The organism is Burkholderia sp. RS01 (assembly GCF_039748055.1).
Classification (GTDB): Bacteria; Actinomycetota; Actinomycetes; order Actinomycetales; family Micrococcaceae; genus Arthrobacter.
The window spans coordinates 1-18,568 of record NZ_JBDLAK010000039.1 but is presented as its reverse complement, the minus strand read 5'-3'; the positions used below and the strand labels follow the sequence as shown (position 1 = coordinate 18,568).

Here is an 18,568-nt window from a genome sequence, read left to right as displayed (position 1 = left end):
TGGGTAGGTGAATTTTCGGCGCTCCTCGTGTTCTTCCCTTAGATGGCCTAAAATCTTGTTGGTTGACCAAGCGTTGATCAACGGCAGTGCCGGAACCCCAACCCTCCTGGCAAAGCCTTGCAGAGCCAGGTGGAAGAGCTCTGACGGAGGCTGGAGTGGTGACGACGGCGGGACTGGCCGAAGAAGACTGCGACGCAGTGTTGCGGCCGCTGGAGCTGATGGAGTCCAATCTGACAGACGACTCCGAGCCCACAGGCAAGACCGGCTAACCAGCGCTGAATCCATGGAAACGTCGCCGGTGCCCCGTCAGGGCGCCGGTTGCTGGATGCCCTTGGATTTGGCCGATCGCGGGGCGCAGGATGTTGAAGCGGACCGGCAACACGGGGCGCCGCTAGCCATGCAGTCGAAGTGCCGCAGATCCGCCGTTCCGCCGGCAGCGATGTCGTCGAATCCCACTGACCCCAGCCGGAGGGCGGGTTGTCCCATGCAGGGGGCGAGATCGCACGCAAGTTTCCATCTCTCGGACCTTTCTAGACCACGTATCGCACGCTCTGTCCGCGATTCAACCGTAGCTCGGCGTCCCCAAGGGCTGCCTGCGGGGCCCCTATGATCGCGACTGCGACCGTGCCCGACGGTCTGGATACTCTCGATACGTAAGAGCGCGCACAGTTCCAGTGAATGAGGCCAAGGGTTGACATCCTTCTAAAGTGTATGCACTCTGGTGATCTGCGTGGCGATGAGCGGCGCATTGTTAAAAGCAAAGAAGCTGGAGTACAAATGTCTTCTATTTGGAGTTTGGTGGCGTGCGAGCCGAAAGGCGAAGCGGGGACGACGTTCGTCGGTGTTTTGGACTCGACCGGTCAAGTGTGGCGTCACCCGGCGTTGGCGGCCTACGCCGACGTGACAGCTGTTTTGAACGACTGGTCGGCTCTCGAGCCGGTTCTTCGCGAGCTGCGGCCGGCCGATGGATATCCTGCCGAAGAAGCACGCCTTTTGGCGCCGTTGCCGTCGCCCGGCAAGCTGATTTGCGCCGGGGCTAACTACCGAAGTCATCTACAGGAAATGCTCGGCTCGGGGGAGGTCCCTGCTGGATTCGAGCCCTTCTTCTTCCTGCTGCCCTCAACGTCGATCATCGGCTCCGACGAGGCGATCACCATTCCGGAGGACGCGTCAGCGCGTGTCGACTGGGAGGCCGAACTCGGCGTGGTCATCGGTCGGGAAGCCAAAGACGTATCAGTCGAGGAAGCTCTGAGCGTGGTGGCCGGCTACACGATCGTCAATGACATCTCCTCCCGCGGTTACCATCGTGTAGCCGATCCGCTGGCGCCTCCTTTCGCGTTCGACTGGCTCCGGTCAAAGGGCCGCGATACATTCACTCCAATCGGGCCCAGTGTCACTCCGTCCTGGTTCATCCCGGATCCGCAGGCCCTTCCGGTGCAGCTGCGCCGGAACGGTGTCCTCGAACAGGACGGCAACACGTTGGACATGATTTTCGGGGTCGCTCAGCTCATTGCAAGCGCCAGCTCGATCATGACTCTGAAGCCCGGTGACGTGCTTGCCACAGGTACCCCCGCCGGCGTAGGCGCCGGCCAGGGCAAAGGGGAGTTCCTCCGGGTCGGCGACAAGCTCGAAGTGGCAATCGGGCCCCTTGGCACCCTCCGCAATGAGGTCCACGGGGAAAACGGGACAGCGGGCCTCAAGCCGGCTGCGCTCAACGGGGCGGCACGGGCATGACCGAAGTAGCACAGATTGATGCGACGAAAGCCGAATTCGCTCCTCTGTTCGAGCCACTTGAGCTCGGGGGACGGACCGCGCACAACCGCATCATGCAAGCGCCGATGTCCGTCTCGTACGGTAACGCGGACGGCTCGGTGAGCGCTAAGGAGATTGAGCACTACGGACGGCGGGCTCAAGGGGGGCGTCGGCGTCGTCATCACCGAGAACTTCGCTGTCAACCTGTCCGGACGGCAGATGCCGCTGCAGACGGTCATCAGCGAGGAGCACCTCCCAGGCCTGCGAAGGCTGGCCGACGAGGTCCACCGGCACGGATCGCTGGCCGTGGTGCAGATCGTGCACTCCGGCCGCTACGCGGGCCCTTGGGACGAATATGAGAGGAGGCGGCGGCTGGCGCCGTCGGCGGTCCCCTTCGAACTTACGCCCGGCCGCACGGTCACCCCGCAGGAAATGACCGATGAGGAGATAGAAGAGTCCATCGAGGCGTTCGTTCATGCGGCCCAGGTCTGTGAACGCGCCGGGTTCGACGGCGTCGACGTGCACGCGGCGCAGGGCTTCCTGATCTCCGGATTCCTGTCGCCGCGGACCAATCATCGAACGGATCAATGGGGCGGGAGCTTTGAGAACCGCGTGCGGTTTGCATTGGAGGTCGTACGTCGAATCACCGCCGGCACCGGGCCGGACTTCATCGTGGGCGTGCACCTGCTCAGTGATGAGCTGATTGAGGACGGCTGGACAATCGACGACGCGGTGCGGCTGGCGCCGCTCCTGGAGGCGGCGGGGGCGCATTTTCTCTTTGCGATCCCGGCTACGTTCGAAACCCTCCGGCTGCCGGCCAACCAAGGCCTGCTCAACCGGGAGGGCTATGCCCTGGCTGATTCGAAGGCCCTCGCCGGAGCAGTGAGCATCCCTGTGATCGCCAACGGGCGCCTCGGCGGTCCTGCTGACATGGTGAATGCCATGACCGAGTACAAGGCGTCCGCGGTGGCCCTGGCCCGAGCGATTTTCGTCGACCCTGACTGGCCGCGAAAGGTGGCAGCCGGCGCCAGCGAGTCCATTCGTGCATGTCCCTGTGATCCGCCCCGGTGTCTGCGGACCCAGCTGACCGGATCCATTTGCGGACACTGGCCGACCTCTGCCCAGTCGCGGGGACACTTCGGCTACGACGAGCAAAGCGTGTGAACCTCGCCTCATCTGAGTCTTGACTCGCACTCAAAACTGTATACACTTGCACTTGAGGCAGGCGCGGCCTTACCGCACCCTTCCACCCACCCCCGTGAAATCGATCAGCGACATTTCGGCAAAGGAGCCACCATGTCATCTGCGTCACCAAGTCTGCCTTTGGCAGAACCCTCAGCCCCGGGGCATCCGCCCCGCCTCGTCATAACCGTCCTGGTCCTCTGTTGGGCAACAGTCGTCGCCGATGGCTTCGACGTAGTGGTGTTCGGCGCCGTTGTGCCCTCACTTCTTCGCGATCCATCCCTCGGGCTCAACCCGGCAAGCGTCGGAATCGTCGGCTCCATGGCCGTCCTGGGAATGTTTGTCGGCTCGCTGTTGTCCGGATTCCTGACCGACCGCTTTGGTCGCAAGCGCATGTTGATTCTCTCGATTGTCTGGTTCTCAGTGTTCACCGGGCTGTGCGCGCTCGCGCCAGGCGTCGAAATCCTTGGCGTGCTGCGTTTTATCGCAGGGATCGCTCTGGGCGGCGTGATGCCAGCCGCCAGTGCACTGACTGCCGAGTACTCGTCGCCGAAGCAGCGCAACCTTGTCTATGGGGTGATGTGGTCCGGATTCCCGCTGGGCGGCATTCTGGCTGCCCTCGCCGGGCTGGTTATCCTGCCGGCGTTCGGATGGCGCGGAATGTTCCTGCTTGGCCTGCTGCCTCTCGTGTTGATTGTGCCAGTTGCCGTTGCCTTGTTGCCCGAGTCCGCGGCGTTCCTGCTGGCCCGTGGCGAGACCGCCAAGGCGAAGGCACTCGCCGCCCGCCATGGTTTTGCCCTTCCTGAAATCGCCCGGGCCAATGACGACACACCGGTTCGTGGCTCCGTGCGGGCCCTCTTCCGTGGCGGACTGGCCCGTCTGACTGTCGTCTTCTGGATCGCGAGCTTCCTGTGCCTGTTCATGATCTACGGCCTCAATACCTGGCTCCCGCAGATCATGCAGTCCGCCGGATACTCGCTCGGATCGGCACTGGGGTTCTTGCTTGTCTACAACGTCGGCGCCATCCTGGGCCTCGTTGGAATCTCCCTTCTGGCGGATCGCTTCGAGTCCCGGCCTGTGGTCATCACCTCGTTCCTTGTGGCAGCACTGACGTTGTTTCTCCTGAGCATTCCTTTCCCGACCATTGCGCTCTACGCCTTGCTGATCGTGGCTGGAGCCGCAGTGCTGGGCACACAGGCCTTCATTAACGCGTGGGTTTCGAAGGAATCTCCCACGGAGGTGCGGGGAACTGCCCTTGGTTGGTCGCTCGGCATCGGGCGGCTTGGCTCTGTGCTTGCACCCACGGCGCTTGGGCTGCTGGTTGCTTCAGGAGGCAGCACAAGCGTGAATTTCTACGCCATTGCCGTGCCGGGAATCCTGGGTGCAGCCGTAGTTCTTTTGCTCACCGCAGGGCGGCGGAGCTCGGGTGCCGGCCGGTCTCTATCGGAGACGAAGCAGAACGCACCCGTCACCCCCGACGGTACAACCGCCTAAAAGCTGGTTATCGTCTCGCAAGGCGGCACGATGAGCGGTTCAGCAAGTTGTGCCGTCGCCAATTGATCCATGAAAAAGCAAGAAAGTTAGGATGTTAAATGGCTCCCAAGCCTAGTTCCGCCGTCAACGTTTCGAAGCTCGGTTACGTCGAGTTCGAGACGCCGGATCTTGACCGGCTCACCGAGTACTACACGAAAGTCCTTGACTTTGTCCCTGTCGAAAAGACGGCGGACGAGGTGTACCTGACGCCCTCGTTTGATCATCACTCCGTGGTGCTGCGAGCCAGCAAGGAGCAACGGGCACGAACCGTGGTGGGCTATGAGATCGAGGAAGACCTTGCCGATGCCGAGCGCCGCATTCGTGACGCCGGCTATGAGGTTGAGCGCCGCAGCGATATCGCCCCCTCAACGCCGGACGTCCTGGTGGTCGCCGAACCGTTGACGGGAACGCTGCTGCACCTTTACGATCAGCAGTCACGTAGCGGGGTCGGGCCTGATGACAGCATTCTGCGGCCAACCAAGCTCGGTCACATCGCGGCGTTCACTCCCGATCTGGCCCCGACGCAAAGCTTCTACCAGGATCTGCTTGGGTTTAGGTGGTCAGACACCATCGGCGACTTCTTCGTGTTCCTCCGCTGCAACAGTGACCACCACGCCGCCAACTTCATGGCTTCAAAGAAGTTTGACGGCATGCACCACATCGCGTATGAGATGCGCGATCTCAACCACCTGCAGACAATGCTCGACCACATGGCTCATCGGGACATCCGACTCGATTGGGGACCGGGCCGGCACGGCGCCGGGCACAACGTTTTCACGTACCACAAAGACCCCGACGGGAACACGATCGAGCTCTTCACCCAGCTCGACGTCATCCACGACGAGTCCAAGGGATACTTCGAGCCCCGTCCGTGGCACAACGAGTTCCCTCAGTACCCAAAGACCTGGGAGGTCGACGTGGCCGCAGCCAACAGCTGGGGGCCGATCAACCCGGCATTGCTCGAGCACTGAGGAAGTCAACTGTTGTGAAGCAGAAACGCACACCTAGGGGTACAAAATGCCTGATCTCATGACCACCGCGACACCCTGGCCCGCCGTAGCGGATGAGGTCCCGCAAACCATGAATGCCATGGTCTTCCGAGAATTCGGGGGTCCGGACGTGCTGCACATGGAGACTATGCCAGTACCCGGCGTCAGAGCTGACGAAATTCTCGTCAAGGTGGGGGCAGTCAGTATCGGGCGCCTGCTCGATCTGGTCGCCCGATCCGGCAAGCACCCCTATGCGAGCTTCACTTTCCCCCACATTCTCGGTGGAGACCATGCCGGAACCGTGGCCGCCGTCGGCGCGACGGTTTCCGGTTTCCAGGTCGGCGATCACGTTGCGATCTTCCCGCTCGTCGTGCTCGGAGAGGACGAGTACACGCGGTCGGGGCGCTCGGACCTCTCACCGAATGTGCAGATTATCGGTACCCACCGCCCGGGCGCCTACGCCGAGTATGTATCGGTGCCGGCTGTCAACGCGTCGATTGTGCCCGCGGGCGTCGGGCCGGAGCAGGCATCAGCGCTTGCCAGCGTCGGAGCGGTCGCCACAAATCAATTCGCCCGCGTTGGTGGCATCGGTGCCGGATCCCGGGTGGTGGTGCAGGGGGCAAGCAGCGCACTGGGCCTGACAACGGCCCTGCTCGCCAAGCACCTTGGTTGCGAGGTGGTGGTGAGCTCACGGCATGAAAGCAAAAGGAAAACCCTTCGGGATCTTGGTTTTGAGCATGTGTTCGACGCCATCGACGACGATTTCAGCGACAGGGTCCGCGACGCTTTCGGCGGAGGAGCTGACCTCATCGTCGACAATCTGGGGGCGCCGCTGGTCTGGGAACACGGGTTCGATTCCTTGCGACCCGGCGGGGCCATGGTGTCCTCAGGAGCCTTCCTCGGTCACACCGTTCCTCTCAATCTGCAGAAGCTCTACACCACCGGGATCAGGGTAGTGGGCGTTCGGACCGGTACGCCGGAATCGGTTGCAGAGCTATGGACGCAGGTGAGCCACGGCTTCCGCACAGTCGTCGACCGCAGTTTCCCGCTCCACGATGCCCCTGACGCGCACCGTTACGTCGAGCACGGTGACAACGTGGGCAAAGTGGTGCTGATTCCGTGAACCCAAACACCCAACCTTCGAATTCCCGACAGTATTGAGCATGGAGTAAGTCATGAAAACCACTGAGCAGGAGAACACACCCTCGCTGGCCTGGACCGAGGATTCCGTCCTCGAAGCATTGATCAGCGCAGAAAACGAGCGTCGCAGTACAGAGCGATTCACGCTGACCTGGCAGGATCTGGACCTCGACACGGCATACCGCATCCAGGCCAAGGGCATCAGCCGCCGGATTGAGCACAGCGGAAAACGTATCGGCGTCAAGCTCGGTTTGACCTCGTTCGCCAAGCAGAAACAAATGGGAGTGGCTGCCCCAATCACCGGCATACTCACCGATGACATGCTGCTCTTTCCGGGAGAACCGATCCCGCTGAGCGAGCTCATCCACCCGAAGGTGGAGCCCGAGATCGTCTTTGTGCTTGGCGAGGACCTCCGCGGTCCCGGAATAGATGTCGAGGCGGCTGCCCGGGCCATAGCACGGGTGCATGGCGGCATCGAGGTCATCGACAGCCGGTACCGGGCCTTCGACTTCCGGCTGCCGGATGTTGTCGCTGACAACGCTTCCTCCGCCCGGTTCGCCGTCGGCGACGCTGGCGTATCTCTCGCGGACTGTGACCTCATCAACGAGCACGTTGCGCTCCGCGTCGACGGTGAGATCGTCGCGGAGGCCACCGGCGAGGCTGTATTGGGCGACCCGCTGCGGGCGCTCGTATTTGCGGCCAACGAGCTTGCCGCCCGTGGCGACTACCTCCGGGCAGGGGAGATCGTGCTGACTGGCGCGATGACCGACGCCAAAGCAATCACCCCCGGCTCGAAGGTTTCGGCTGAATTCTCCACCCTCGGCTTGGTTTCGCTGCAAACCTCCGACATCTCCACTAAAGAAGAAGGATAAACAATGAGCACACTCCAGACTGCGGCATCGGAGCCGGCTACGGAGTCCGGCCTCGTCGTATTCGGCCACATCATTGACGGCAAGGAAGTCCAGTCGACGTCCGGTGAAGTCTTCACCAGCATCGACCCTTACACGCGTGAGCCCTGGGCGGTCTTTCCCCTGGGAAGCAACGCTGAGGCCGATCTCGCCGTCGCTGCGGCACGGCGGGCATTTGACGAGGGCCCCTGGCCCCGAATGACCGCCAGCGAACGCCGGACCCTGCTGCATCGGTTCGCAGATCTCATCGAGCTGCACGGCGAAGAGCTGGCGATGGCCGACACCCGTGACATGGGCAAGCCGATCACGCAGAGTCTGTCCAACGACGTATCCCGTACGGCGCTGAACTTCCGTTTCTTTGCAGACCACGCGCATGGGTCCGCTGCCGAGGTGCTTCCGATGGACACGCCTCATCACGCCTACACGCGATTTGATCCTGCGGGAGTTGTGGTGGCTATCGCACCGTGGAACTTCCCCATGATGCTTGAAAGCTGGAAGGTTGCCCCCGCACTGGCCTGGGGCAACACCGTGGTGCTGAAGCCCGCGGAAGATTCACCCGCCAGCGCCACCATCATGGCCCGCCTGGCCTTGGAAGCCGGGATCCCGCCTGGAGTCTTCAACGTCGTTCACGGCTACGGGGCCGACTCAGTAGGGGAAGCCCTCACCGCCAACGCCGACGTCGACCGCATCACGTTCACCGGCGAGTCCTCGACCGGAAAAGTGATTGCCCGCGCGGCGGCATCAAACCTCATCCCAGTCAGCCTGGAGCTGGGCGGAAAGGGCGCGAACGTCGTATTCGCGGACGCCGACCTGGACAACGCGATCGCCTGGTCCATCAAAGCGATCTACACCAACGCCGGTCAGGTCTGCCTCGCAGGTAGCCGGATTTACGTTGAACGTCCGATCTACGAGGAATTCCTGCGGCGCTTTGTCGATGCGGCGGAAAGCATGCGTTTGGGGGATCCGAAGGACCCTGCAACGCAGATTGGTCCGATGGCCAGCGGTGTTCACTATGAAAAGGTGCGGGGCTACGTGGAAACGATCCCTGAATCAGGGGGAGAACAGATCACCGGCGGTCTGGATGAGGGTTGGTTCGTCAGGCCCACGGTGATTCGTGAACCGGATGCAGGCTCACCGCATCAGCGCGAAGAGATCTTTGGTCCTGTCGTGACCATTACACCCTTCGACAATGAGCCCGAGGCTGTGGCCTTGGTCAATGACAGCCCGTACGGCCTGAACGCGATGGTCTTCACCGAGGACCTCAGCAAGGCGCATCGAGTCTCAGCGGCAGTTGTTGTCGGCACCGTCTGGGTCAATTGTTTCTTCGTCCGGGACCTCCGTGCGCCGTTCGGCGGTGCTAAGCAGTCTGGCGTCGGTCGCGAGGGCGGCAATTTCAGCCGCGAGTTCTTCACGGAACCCAAAGCGGTCATTATGCAGATCGAACGTTCGCACACTCACTGACAGGCGCCCGGGAATATGGAGTACTCAGCGACCGAGGCCGCATACCGTGAATTGATCGCAACAGCTCGAGGAATGGCCCGTGCCGGGCTCGTCGATGCGTTCGGCCATGTCTCTGTACGCACCTCCATTGACCAGGTGCTGCTCACGCCGCCGGTTCCACTTGCCTGGCTGACAGCCGACGACGCCCCTGCCGACCTCAGTCTCGGCGCCGTCGACCTGCCAGCCAAGGCCCCGAAGGAGGCGTGGATCCACATCGCGGTTTACGAGCGTCATGCGGAGGCCGGCGCCGTCTGCCGGGCCCAGCCCAAGGCTGTGGCCGCGATGGCAGCTCTGGGCAGGGTACCGGCTGCACTCAATGGTCATGCCGCGATGATTGGTCCGATAGCCCTGTATGCGGATTCTCGCCTGATCAGGGACCGGCAGACTGCCGAAGCGCTCGTGTCCTCCTCCGGGGACGCCCGCGCCATCATGCTCAGAGGCAACGGGGCCGTGACGTGGGGTCGGGACGCCAGGGAAGCACTCGCACGAATGTGGATCCTGGAGCGTTCCGCCGAGCTCCATCTCCGCGCTTCGTCAGCTGGGCCTACCTCAGAACTCCCGGCCGAGGAACAGGTTTGGTGGCGTGAACACGCCGCAGAACTGCTGCCGCGCGTGGGCCGTTATCTCGAGCTGGATTCCAGCGGCGGCACGCCTCGCCAAAAATCATTCCGTGAATAAGAGAAGGGAAACACTGTGATCGAACTAAAAGACATCCAGTACGTCAGGTCAGGGGCTGTGGACGCCGCAGAAGCCGTTCGCTTTGCACGCGACATCGTGGGCATGCAGTACCGCGGGGCCCAGAATGGTGTCCACTACCTGCGCGCCGACCAGCGCCATCATTGCCTGGCCTTTGTGGAGGGTGAGTCCGGCGTGCTCAGCTCCGGGCTGTCCGTCGCGGACAAGGCCGCCCTCGTCGCCGCCGATGAGGAACTCACATTGGCCGGCATCACGACGCGTTGGGGAACCCCCGAAGAGTGCGCTTCAAGGCACGTACGCGAATTTCTCGAGTTCACCGACCCGTGGGGCAACCGCTTCGACCTCGTCATCGATGCGGAAACAGATGCTGGTCCGGTGCACTTCACACGGCCGGCAGGCATTATTGAATTCGGACATCTCTGCGTCGACGCACCCGATCCGCGCGTGGCGTACGAATGGTGGAGTTCGCTGTTCAACATCAAGATCAGCGATTGGGTCGGCAATAACGCCGCGCTCATGCGGTTCGATCCTGTTCACCACAAGCTTGCCGTATTCAAGGGCGACCGTCCGGGTCTGTGCCACATCAACTTCCAGGTTGAAAGCATCGATGACGTGATGCGCAGCTGGCATTTTCTGGAGGACAACGGCGTCGAGATCGAACAGGGGCCCGGGCGCCACCCGCAGTCCGGTGCGATCTTCATCTACTTCAAGGGGCCGGAGGGACTGACTTACGAGTACTCGTACGGTGTGCGCCGGATCGAAGACGATGCCGCCTGGACTCCGCGTTACTTCGACCCCGCCCTGCCTCATTCGATTGATATGTGGGGCGGCCGCACCCAGCGCCCGACCACTCAGTTTCAGGCCGGCGACCGCGCAGCGTTGCAGGAGGCCTGATGCCGCTCATCGAAGTCACCTTGGCCGAAGGGCGTACGCCGGACCAGATCCGAGCGCTACTTGGAGAGGTCCACTCCGCCGTCGAACGATCGCTGGAGGTTCCAGCCCAGAGCATCCGCGTCATCATCCGCGAGGTTCCACCGGAGCACTGGCTCTCAGGTGGTCTGACCCTCGCCGAGAAGACAGCCGAGGCAAGGGCCCACTGAATCTAAAGGCAGGTGCCCCACCGACAACGAACGATGGGACACCTGCCTTTTGGCGCGCGAAGTTGTAGCGTCGTTTGAGACCGGGTAGGGCGCTAAGGCTCTATTTCGACGAGGCTTGGGGTGCGCGTGAAAACGATCCGCCGGTTGTGTGACCGGAGGCGAGGTCGCGGAGGTACGACAGCAGTGACCACGCTAAGCAAGCGGTTGTTCCGGCTCGAGTTCATACTCGAAGTTGTGCAGCGGCACCTCCTTGGTAAAGCAAGGTAGTCGTGTGGAACGAGCTCGAGCTGTCTTCGCCGCGGTTGATCGAGAAGTGGGCACGTCATTACCGGAACGACGGCCAGGATGGTCTGCACCCGAAACCGGGATTTGTCTTCGGGCGGCCCGTCGGGACTCCGAAAGCAAAACTTGAATTCGGACTGCAGCGCGTGCGTTCCGACCGGGGTTTCCAGTATCAGCTCGCCTCGTGGCGCACTCGATTGGACAGCGCGGGCGGCCCCAACCGATGTCCTGCAAGGGCAACTGCCACGACAAAACCGTGATGGGGAACTTCCTCGGACACCTCGAAGAAGAGCTCTTCGGCCACGTCCGGTTCCTCAGCACCGATTCGCCGGGCGGTGTAACTGAACGAATACAGCCGGGTACAGCACCGAACGGATCTCAACAAAGCCTGAGGGCTAGAGTCCGGTGCGATACCGTGCTCAGGCCCTCGCGGCTTAGGCTTACTTGGCCACCGCAACTTACCAGGACCGGTTCGGAACCCGCCCCTCCCTCAATCGTGTATGGGCACTCGTCAGTGGGCCGTGGGCGCCATCTGCATCACTATGGGCTTCGGTTCCCTGAAGAAATCTCGGCGTAAAGTGCCACCTTCACCGCCGATGCCGGAGTCCTTGGCCCCACCGAACGGAGCGCGCAGATCGCGGATGAAGAAGCAGTTGACCCAAACCGCGATGTAGTTGCATTCTCGGACGCCGTACCTGCATAATCCAAGTATGTGTCCCGCTGAACGGAACGAGTCCGAATCCATGGTGGGCCGGGTGGCGGCCATCTTCGACGCCTACGGACCGAGCGACGACGTCCTAGGAATCTCCGAGATCGCCCGCAGGACCGGCCTGGCCAAGTCGACTGTGTCGCGGATTGTGCAAGAGCTGACGACGTATAAGTTCCTTGAGCGCAGCGGTTCAGAACTGCGGCTGGGACTCCGGCTGTTCGAATTGGGTGAATCGGCCAGCAGGCCGAGAGACCTTCGCAAGATCGCACTCGCGTCCATGGCAGATCTTCGCGCCGCCGTACACCTCACCGTTCACCTGGCTGTGCTCGAGCGGCGCGAAGTGGTCTACATCGAAATCCTCCCCGCCAGGGGAATCCCGCCCTTGCCAAGCCGGGTGGGCGGCCGGATGCCGGCCTACGCAACCGCTGTGGGCAAGGCGCTGCTGGCGTGGTCGGATGAGTCAGTGGTCGACGACGTGCTGAATCAGGAGCTGGTACCCGTCGGTCCCCAGACGATCACTGATCCAGCGCGGCTCCGCCGCGAACTCGTGCGGGTGAAGGCGAACGGAATCGCTTACGAGCACGAGGAAAGTGCTCCGGGAGTAGCCTGCGCGGCAACCACGATCCGCACGGCGGCAGGGGAGCCGATAGCGGCGTTATCGGCAGCCGGGTGGATGAAGGACGTCGATGTGAAACGAGTGGGGCTCGCCGTTCAGACCGCGGCGCAGACGGTGTCGCGGTTGATCGCTCGACGCCCCGGACTGAGGTTCTAACCAAGGCGGACTTTCCGTTCAGTGCGACAGGGTGCATTGCGCCCCGTCAATCTGTCCATGTTCAAGAACCCAGGGCGTTTAGCTATGGGGCACAGAAGCGGGACCCGTCTAGCAGACGGGCACCGCTTCTGCGTAGGCCTCTTCCTCCGTTGACCCAGGCTCCACGGTGGAGACGACGAGGGCAAAACTGAATCGGAGCCGTAGGTCGTCGTCGTCACCCTCGATCTCGTTGGCTATCGTGCCGGGTACGTCGCCAGTGATCCGCGTAAAGACCACGCGGCTTGGCTCGTGCAAGGTGATCCGCTCGGTGTACGCCTGGTCGCGCAGCACGATCTCTCGATCGAACACAGTGTCGCTGATTCGGGCGATGACCGTACAGCTGCTCACCGATGACACGAAGGGCAGCGCGTTTGGCCTTCATGACGAGGTGCTTCAGGTTCAGGTGTGCAGGGGCACCGATTGACGCAGTGCAGCTGCGGGCACTTCGGAGATAGGTGCGTAAATCGGGGTGATGTCGATGAAGATCTGCCAGTCGTAGATCCTCTCGCCACGCCAGCGGAGGACGTCGACGTTCGGTATGTATACAGTCTCACCGTCTTTCCGGCGGTATTCCACCTCGAACCGTGTGATGGTGACACCGGGCTCGGGCTCCCAGATGTCTATCAAATGGTGGGTGAGCCCTTCGATGGTCGAAAAGAACCCGGCCACGCCCTCACTGACGGCGACAGTGCCGGCGACAGCGTCCGCGTTGCCGAAGCGGAAGACGACATCGTCTGTAAGATGCGCTACGAACCGCTGGGGTTCGAAACTGTCTATGTCGGCGAAGATCTCTCGAACGTCTCTGGTCATTAGCTGCTCCTTCGAAGCTGAAACCACGGAGCGGACAGTCCGTCCGAATCCGTCGCTCGACCGATGTCGAGGTGCTGCGATGGTAGGCACCGCCCTCGCCGGTCGCCAACCTGTCGGCTCACTCAGCGGAACGGACTGCTGACTTCAGGGCAACTCCGGGCTTAGCCTTTCTCTGGGCGCGATGGAACCAACCTGATGGCCGCTGCCAGGGTTGACGAAAGCAACCAAAGTGTCCACACTTTTCTATGAATGCAGGTAACTCCGCGGGGGAGGGCGATTCTCGGATCGTCACTGGACAAGCTGCCAGAGGTGGGCCTCATCCGAGACTGCCCTGACAGCGGGACTCGCCGGGTTGTGTGCCCGACTGTGTCCGCCGAGGCGTTATCGGACCGAGCAAAGGAGCTAGCAATGGGACGTCTGAATGGAAAGCGTGTCTTGATTACCGGAACTGCAGGGGGTCAAGGTGAAGCAGCGCAAAAACTCTTTGCGGAGCAAGGCGCTCAAGTAATCGGCTGTGACCTGCGTCCAGGGGCTGCGGAGAAGACGGCCAGTGGCCTTCGGGCGCTAGGGTACGACGTCCGCGGCTACGATGTGGACCTTGCCGACCCGGACGTCGCGCGCGGATGGGTCGAGGAGGGGGCCAAGGTGCTAGGTGGAATCGACGTCCTGTACAACAATGCCGCAGGCTTCGGCTTTGCACCCTTCCCAGAGATGACCATCGACCTCTTTCGCCACGTCCTGCGTGTTGAACTGGAGATCGTTTTCAACACCACCAGCGCTGCTTGGGCCGCCATGTCCAAGTCCGGTGGCTCAATCATCAACACCGCTTCTTACTCGGCCCTTCGCGGAATCGCTCCTCTGGGGCAGGTAGCCCACGCCACCGCCAAGGGCGGCGTAGTCGCAATGACCAAATCCCTGGCAGCCGAAGGCGCAGCAAGCGGAATTCGGGTCAACGCCATCTCCCCGGGATTTGTCAAGACGCCGGCCACAGACGCTGCTGTGGATGAAGGCGGAAGGAAGTGGCAGCTCAACAACCACCTCATTCAGCGTCCAGGAACATCATCCGACATCGCCTACATGGCCTGCTATCTCGCGTCGGACGAATCTGCGTGGGTAACGGGGCAAAATTTCTCTGTTGACGGTGGAGCAACCGCCGGCTGGCGCTAGCACCGTCGTCGGGGCTTCTCGGTCCCATTGAGGTTTCGTGGCCTTGTGCGACCTCATTCAATCGGCGCCGAGGGATGCCCCGGCGCACGTCAGTGAATATCCAGCTCGGCTGGAAACCTGAAACTTCGAGGAGAATCGCACCCAGGAAATCGGTGCCTCCACACCCACCACACCGCACTTGATCAACTTGGCCAGCCAAGGATGGCTACGGTCGCCCGACTTCGGCTCAAGCAATTCGTTCAAGACTCTGTTGTCATCCAGAGGGAATACTTTGGTAGCCCCATTGGTTGAATAAAACATTGGCCGACCAACCAATTGAGCCGAAGGAGCGATTTCCGCCGGGAAGCCGCTCGCACTGTCACCCGCTAACCCACGAAGTATAGGAGAATCACCATGTCCGAGCAGTCCTTTACCGCCCAGAACACCGCCATGCTGCTGATCGACCACCAGGTCGGCACGATGGGATGGGTCCGTTCCATCGAGTTTGACGAGCTCAAAGCCAACTCACTCGCCCTGGCCAAGACCGCCAAGGCCCTGGACATCCCGCTGGTGCTGACCTCCTCCATGGAGGCATACGCCCAAGGGCCGCTGCTGTCCGAACTGGCGGACATCGCCCCCGAGGAGTTCGCCTCCCGCATTCAGCGCCAGGGCGTGGTGAACGCGCTCGATGACGAGAACTTCGCCGCAGCCGTCAAGGCCTCCGGCCGGCGCAAGCTGATCATCGCCGGCGTCACCAACGACGTATGCACCGTTTACCCCACACTCACCGCGCTGTCAGAAGGCTACGACGTCCAGGTCGTCGCCGACGCAGGAGGCTCGCCCACCACACGTGCCGACGAGATCTCCATCCGCCGGATGGAACGCGCCGGAGCCACGATCACCTCCACCAACCAGCTCCTGGCCGAACTCGCCGTCAGCTGGGCCAGCCCGGAAGGCACCGCCATCCTGCCCATCCTCAGCGAACTGCTCCCCCAGCAGTAACCACGCGTCCGAAACACACACCCGCGGCCCCGGGGCCGCCGGCCGGGCACACCCGAGCCGGCGCCACCCGCCGCCGCCACGCCCGATCTACCAACGCCGGCAGTCGGTCTACGAGGCCCCGAAGTTGTCTGGAAAGCCGAAGCGACTGTTGTGATCGACCGGCGATACAAGAATATTGCCGGCGGTGGCCCGCTCCACCACATAGCCGACTACACCGTTGCGGGAGACCACGCTGCCCGTGGATCTTTTTTCCGCAGTCGGGGCAATGATTCCGGCCGGCTTTTGATTTGGATCGACTTTCCGGCTGTGCCCGCGTCCCATGAGTGGCCATCACTCAGGCCGCGGAATACGCTCGGCCCCGGAAGAGTCTTCTCCATCGATGCTTGTCTTTCGAGGTCCCACTGGATCCAAAAACTGCCCCGCTCCACCGTCCCAGGAAGGCGGTGGAGCGGGCGGCTTTGGTCGGTCTGACGAACTCCGGCGCGGGCGCTTATTTTTGCCTAGTCCTGGTGCCGACAGCCATGGCCAGAGCCTCCCGTATGGCCATCGCCTCGGACTCGGGCGACACATCTTGCATGACTGTAAGAGCTGTACGCGACAAGTGCTTTGCCATAAGGCTTCCCGAAACGGCAGGGTCGTTCCCTTCTACTGCCGCCAAGATTCGTTGATGCTCGAGGTCTGCAGCGTCGAACGACTGGGGGTGCCAAAGCTGGAAAAGCCGCAGGTACCGTTCACTTCGTTCCGCGAAGGAATCGATGGTCCTTCGAAGTGGTTCCGTTACCCGAGCCATGCACAGGCTATGGAAACGGCGGTGACTTTCCATCCAGACCGTCATGTCCTGGGTCTTTTGTGCCTGTTCCATGGATTCCAGGCACTCCCGAGCGAGCCTGGACTCTTCATCGCTGAGAGTTCCAGTGCTCATACGGCAACCAAGGCTCTCTAAGCAGATACGGGCGGCATACAGCTGATCCAGTTCCTTGGCGTCGAATCCCTTGACCCGGGCCCTTTGATTTAGGTCCGCGTCGATCAAACCCTCCTCCTGGAGCATGCGGAACGCTTCCCGCATAGGTGTGCGGCTAACGTCGAATGCCCGAGCCAGCTCGGCTTGCTTGAGGACAGCCCCCGGAGGGAGGACGCTGTCAATGATGAGTCGGCGTAAGTGAGCGTGCAGCTCCATGCTTGTTGTCCTCGGAGAACTGAATGTCGGGCGGGGAAGGCTTTCCGAGACATTCTGATCGGTCAATGTATGTTCTCCTGGCTATTGGGATTGCTGAGAGCCAACCCCTAAGTACATGTACTTCTGCGACAATAGCCCTTGTTGACGGGCATCGTCGAGATGCCACGGCGAGCTACCAGTTGAGCTCCCCGATTTCGCAGCCATTCGAAGACGCTGATGGGCTGCCGAAATCACGTTGAGTAGGGTAAGGGCATGTTGGCAGCAGGACGGGTTGGAGTCGCCCGGGTGACCGCGACTTGAATCGGGATCACTTCGGCTTCGGAGTTCCAACAACGCACGGCCAGCAGGAAGTCACGGCTGGTCATCCGCGCAAGGTCGCCGATGATGGTCCACACGCCTTCGCCCTCGACGACGAACCCGAACGCCTTCTGCGAGTAGCGGTGTTTCAGCGCTAATTCGTGCGGCAAAGTATTTTAGCGGCCCACAGTGTTGGCAGTGGCGTACGGGGTGTTGCCAGTCCCAGCCGGCGGAGCTGCACGGCCTCTTCGGCCTTCGGATCGGCAGTAATCGCGTGGTTCTGGGTCCCAGCGATTCCTCTTCCGGCGTCCCTAATTGCTGTGTCCCTGTCTAATCTGTGGGGTCTGGTTGGCTGAAACAGAGAGCGGCGATTGCCTGTCGGGCATATTCGCGGGATTCTTCGGCCGTCGGGGCAGGGGATAGACCCAAGAGCCTTCGGCGGTGGTGCTCGCCGAGCAATAGGCTGTAGAGAGCCTCCGCCATTTCTGGCGCGGTGGATTGCTCCTGGGCCGAAAGTCGCGAGCGCAGGAGCGTGATCGAGCGGGCTGGGCCGTGCTCATAAAAAGCTGCGGCAAGTCGCGGCATGCGTCCAGCCTCGGCAATAACAAGTCGGTGCAGAGCCACGGCTTTCTCCGAGTGCATTGTGTAGATGATCCGGGCAGCGACCACATCGAGGTCTTCGAAGCCTTCGAGGGTTTCTGTCAGCGTGGAGTGCTGTTGATCAACGGCTGCGGTGAAGACACCTGTTTTATCGCCGAAATAGCTATAAATGGTGCGCTTGGCAACCGCCGCTTCAACAGCGATGGCTTCAATCGTTGTTGCCCCGAAGCCACTGCTGGCAAACAATTCCGAGGCGACGTCAAGGATGTGCCGCCGTCTGCTATTGCGCTCCTCAGCGCTAGGGCGGCCTCGCTTCCTATTCTGCTCCATGTGACCCTGCCCTCGTTGCCCAGCCGCGGAGAGTTCCCGCATACTTAATGCAACGATAGCGTTTCATTTATGGAAAGGAAATGACATGAGTGGGGAGCGACTGCTGCACGTGGCGATCACCGATGACTGGGAAGCCTGCGCACGGTTCGGAGAGTATGACGTCTCGACCCGGGGGAAGACCATCGATGACGTGGGATTCATTCACGCGGCTACCGGCCCCCAGATACGAACGGTTCTGGACGAGGTGTTCGGCGGCCTCAAGCTTCCGCTGCTGGTGGTTGTGGTGGATGAAGACGCGCTGGCGGCGGCTGGGCTCGAGGTGCGCTGGGACGCGTCAGACCGCCCCGGGGCGGAGTTTGCCGCCGTACCGCGCATTTTGGGGTCGATCCCCATGGAGGAACCTATAATCGTGGCCACCTTCCCGCTCGAGCTTCAGGACGATCGGTGGCCGGCCTTGGACCTAAACGGCTTGGGCATCAGGACAATACTGCCGGCCTAGACGATATGAAGTGTGGCGGGCCGGTCCCTGATGTAGGACTGGAACCTCGGGTTCAAAGAGGTTCGTGGGTTGCCGGGCCACGGTCTGTTCCGCCACCAAGAGGCG

General features: G+C 61.9%; 20 protein-coding genes. 14 read left to right on the top strand and 6 right to left on the bottom strand.

What is annotated here, in order from left to right; genetic code table 11:
* The first annotated feature begins 711 nt into the window (after window positions 1-711).
* The 10 genes from ABFP37_RS22035 to ABFP37_RS21990 all read left to right on the top strand — a co-directional run bounded on the left by ABFP37_RS22035 (window position 712) and on the right by ABFP37_RS21990 (window position 10,800).
* Window positions 712-1,734: a fumarylacetoacetate hydrolase family protein gene (locus tag ABFP37_RS22035; protein ID WP_347034973.1), complete on the top strand. Its 1,023-nt coding sequence runs from the start codon at window positions 712-714 to the stop codon at window positions 1,732-1,734.
* Window positions 1,735-1,887: 153 nt separating this feature from the next.
* Window positions 1,888-2,916, top strand: a complete 1,029-nt coding sequence (locus ABFP37_RS22030) for an NADH:flavin oxidoreductase (protein ID WP_347034972.1) — start codon at window positions 1,888-1,890, stop codon at window positions 2,914-2,916.
* Between the two features lie 132 nt (window positions 2,917-3,048).
* Complete coding sequence (locus ABFP37_RS22025; protein ID WP_347034971.1) at window positions 3,049-4,428, top strand: aromatic acid/H+ symport family MFS transporter; 1,380 nt, start codon at window positions 3,049-3,051, stop codon at window positions 4,426-4,428.
* Window positions 4,429-4,526: 98 nt separating this feature from the next.
* Window positions 4,527-5,438: a VOC family protein gene (locus tag ABFP37_RS22020; RefSeq protein WP_347034970.1), complete on the top strand. Its 912-nt coding sequence runs from the start codon at window positions 4,527-4,529 to the stop codon at window positions 5,436-5,438.
* 58 nt (window positions 5,439-5,496) lie between these two features.
* On the top strand, window positions 5,497-6,579 hold the full coding sequence (locus tag ABFP37_RS22015; RefSeq protein WP_347034969.1) for a zinc-binding dehydrogenase: 1,083 nt from the start codon (window positions 5,497-5,499) through the stop codon (window positions 6,577-6,579).
* A gap of 52 nt (window positions 6,580-6,631) precedes the next feature.
* Entirely contained in the window at window positions 6,632-7,468 is an 837-nt protein-coding gene (locus ABFP37_RS22010) for a fumarylacetoacetate hydrolase family protein (RefSeq protein WP_347034968.1), read from the top strand.
* A gap of 3 nt (window positions 7,469-7,471) precedes the next feature.
* Window positions 7,472-8,965, top strand: coding sequence for an aldehyde dehydrogenase (locus tag ABFP37_RS22005; RefSeq protein WP_347034967.1), 1,494 nt, complete (start codon window positions 7,472-7,474; stop codon window positions 8,963-8,965).
* Window positions 8,966-8,980: 15 nt separating this feature from the next.
* Window positions 8,981-9,682 carry a class II aldolase/adducin family protein gene (locus ABFP37_RS22000; RefSeq protein WP_347034966.1) on the top strand — a complete coding sequence of 234 codons (702 nt, stop codon included), beginning with the start codon at window positions 8,981-8,983 and terminating at the stop codon, window positions 9,680-9,682.
* A 15-nt stretch (window positions 9,683-9,697) separates the two neighbouring features.
* On the top strand, window positions 9,698-10,594 hold the full coding sequence (locus tag ABFP37_RS21995) for a VOC family protein (protein ID WP_347034965.1): 897 nt from the start codon (window positions 9,698-9,700) through the stop codon (window positions 10,592-10,594).
* Window positions 10,594-10,800: a 4-oxalocrotonate tautomerase family protein gene (locus ABFP37_RS21990; protein ID WP_347034964.1), complete on the top strand. Its 207-nt coding sequence runs from the start codon at window positions 10,594-10,596 to the stop codon at window positions 10,798-10,800. The genes ABFP37_RS21995 and ABFP37_RS21990 overlap by 1 nt, the downstream gene beginning before the upstream one ends.
* Window positions 10,801-11,254: 454 nt before the next feature.
* Here ABFP37_RS21990 and ABFP37_RS21985 read toward each other — a convergent pair whose 3' ends face one another.
* Window positions 11,255-11,386 carry a hypothetical protein gene (locus tag ABFP37_RS21985; RefSeq protein WP_347034963.1) on the bottom strand — a complete coding sequence of 44 codons (132 nt, stop codon included), beginning with the start codon at window positions 11,384-11,386 and terminating at the stop codon, window positions 11,255-11,257.
* Between the two features lie 406 nt (window positions 11,387-11,792).
* On the opposite strand from ABFP37_RS21985, the gene ABFP37_RS21980 reads away from it, so the two are divergent.
* Window positions 11,793-12,563: an IclR family transcriptional regulator gene (locus tag ABFP37_RS21980; RefSeq protein ID WP_347034962.1), complete on the top strand. Its 771-nt coding sequence runs from the start codon at window positions 11,793-11,795 to the stop codon at window positions 12,561-12,563.
* A 108-nt stretch (window positions 12,564-12,671) separates the two neighbouring features.
* On the opposite strand, the gene ABFP37_RS21975 is transcribed toward ABFP37_RS21980, so the two are convergent.
* Together ABFP37_RS21975 and ABFP37_RS21970 are read right to left on the bottom strand one after the other, a co-directional pair.
* Window positions 12,672-12,968, bottom strand: coding sequence for an AtaL-like protein (locus ABFP37_RS21975; protein WP_347034974.1), 297 nt, complete (start codon window positions 12,966-12,968; stop codon window positions 12,672-12,674).
* Between the two features lie 33 nt (window positions 12,969-13,001).
* Window positions 13,002-13,412: a nuclear transport factor 2 family protein gene (locus ABFP37_RS21970; RefSeq protein WP_347034961.1), complete on the bottom strand. Its 411-nt coding sequence runs from the start codon at window positions 13,410-13,412 to the stop codon at window positions 13,002-13,004.
* A gap of 408 nt (window positions 13,413-13,820) precedes the next feature.
* Here ABFP37_RS21970 and ABFP37_RS21965 point away from each other — a divergent pair, with 408 nt between their 5' ends.
* On the top strand, window positions 13,821-14,579 hold the full coding sequence (locus ABFP37_RS21965; protein WP_347034960.1) for an SDR family NAD(P)-dependent oxidoreductase: 759 nt from the start codon (window positions 13,821-13,823) through the stop codon (window positions 14,577-14,579).
* 393 nt (window positions 14,580-14,972) lie between these two features.
* A complete protein-coding gene (locus tag ABFP37_RS21960; protein ID WP_347034959.1) occupies window positions 14,973-15,560 on the top strand; it encodes an isochorismatase family protein in 588 nt (195 codons plus the stop codon).
* A gap of 490 nt (window positions 15,561-16,050) precedes the next feature.
* On the opposite strand, the gene ABFP37_RS21955 is transcribed toward ABFP37_RS21960, so the two are convergent.
* The 3 genes from ABFP37_RS21955 to ABFP37_RS21945 form a co-directional block, all read right to left on the bottom strand.
* Window positions 16,051-16,737 (bottom strand): GntR family transcriptional regulator, encoded by a 687-nt coding sequence (locus ABFP37_RS21955; RefSeq protein WP_347034958.1) that lies wholly within the window; start codon window positions 16,735-16,737, stop codon window positions 16,051-16,053.
* A 230-nt stretch (window positions 16,738-16,967) separates the two neighbouring features.
* Window positions 16,968-17,204 carry a hypothetical protein gene (locus ABFP37_RS21950; RefSeq protein WP_347034975.1) on the bottom strand — a complete coding sequence of 79 codons (237 nt, stop codon included), beginning with the start codon at window positions 17,202-17,204 and terminating at the stop codon, window positions 16,968-16,970.
* Window positions 17,205-17,364: 160 nt separating this feature from the next.
* Complete coding sequence (locus ABFP37_RS21945; RefSeq protein WP_347034957.1) at window positions 17,365-17,964, bottom strand: TetR/AcrR family transcriptional regulator C-terminal domain-containing protein; 600 nt, start codon at window positions 17,962-17,964, stop codon at window positions 17,365-17,367.
* Window positions 17,965-18,049: 85 nt separating this feature from the next.
* Here ABFP37_RS21945 and ABFP37_RS21940 point away from each other — a divergent pair, with 85 nt between their 5' ends.
* The gene (locus ABFP37_RS21940) at window positions 18,050-18,463 is read left to right on the top strand and encodes a DUF952 domain-containing protein (protein WP_347034956.1); all 414 of its coding nucleotides are present in this window, start codon (window positions 18,050-18,052) and stop codon (window positions 18,461-18,463) included.
* Window positions 18,464-18,568: the final 105 nt, after the last annotated feature.

Coding starts and splice junctions, on each gene's coding strand:
- ABFP37_RS22010 (WP_347034968.1), top strand. CDS start 6,632: ATGAAAACCACTGAGCAGGAGAACACACCCTCGCTGGCCTGGACCGAG.
- ABFP37_RS22020 (WP_347034970.1), top strand. CDS start 4,527: ATGGCTCCCAAGCCTAGTTCCGCCGTCAACGTTTCGAAGCTCGGTTAC.
- ABFP37_RS21990 (WP_347034964.1), top strand. CDS start 10,594: ATGCCGCTCATCGAAGTCACCTTGGCCGAAGGGCGTACGCCGGACCAG.
- ABFP37_RS22025 (WP_347034971.1), top strand. CDS start 3,049: ATGTCATCTGCGTCACCAAGTCTGCCTTTGGCAGAACCCTCAGCCCCG.
- ABFP37_RS21960 (WP_347034959.1), top strand. CDS start 14,973: ATGTCCGAGCAGTCCTTTACCGCCCAGAACACCGCCATGCTGCTGATC.
- ABFP37_RS21980 (WP_347034962.1), top strand. CDS start 11,793: ATGTGTCCCGCTGAACGGAACGAGTCCGAATCCATGGTGGGCCGGGTG.
- ABFP37_RS22005 (WP_347034967.1), top strand. CDS start 7,472: ATGAGCACACTCCAGACTGCGGCATCGGAGCCGGCTACGGAGTCCGGC.
- ABFP37_RS22015 (WP_347034969.1), top strand. CDS start 5,497: ATGACCACCGCGACACCCTGGCCCGCCGTAGCGGATGAGGTCCCGCAA.
- ABFP37_RS22035 (WP_347034973.1), top strand. CDS start 712: ATGCACTCTGGTGATCTGCGTGGCGATGAGCGGCGCATTGTTAAAAGC.
- ABFP37_RS21965 (WP_347034960.1), top strand. CDS start 13,821: ATGGGACGTCTGAATGGAAAGCGTGTCTTGATTACCGGAACTGCAGGG.
- ABFP37_RS21940 (WP_347034956.1), top strand. CDS start 18,050: ATGAGTGGGGAGCGACTGCTGCACGTGGCGATCACCGATGACTGGGAA.
- ABFP37_RS21970 (WP_347034961.1), bottom strand. CDS start 13,412: ATGACCAGAGACGTTCGAGAGATCTTCGCCGACATAGACAGTTTCGAA.
- ABFP37_RS21945 (WP_347034957.1), bottom strand. CDS start 17,964: ATGGAGCAGAATAGGAAGCGAGGCCGCCCTAGCGCTGAGGAGCGCAAT.
- ABFP37_RS22000 (WP_347034966.1), top strand. CDS start 8,981: ATGGAGTACTCAGCGACCGAGGCCGCATACCGTGAATTGATCGCAACA.
- ABFP37_RS21955 (WP_347034958.1), bottom strand. CDS start 16,737: ATGGAGCTGCACGCTCACTTACGCCGACTCATCATTGACAGCGTCCTC.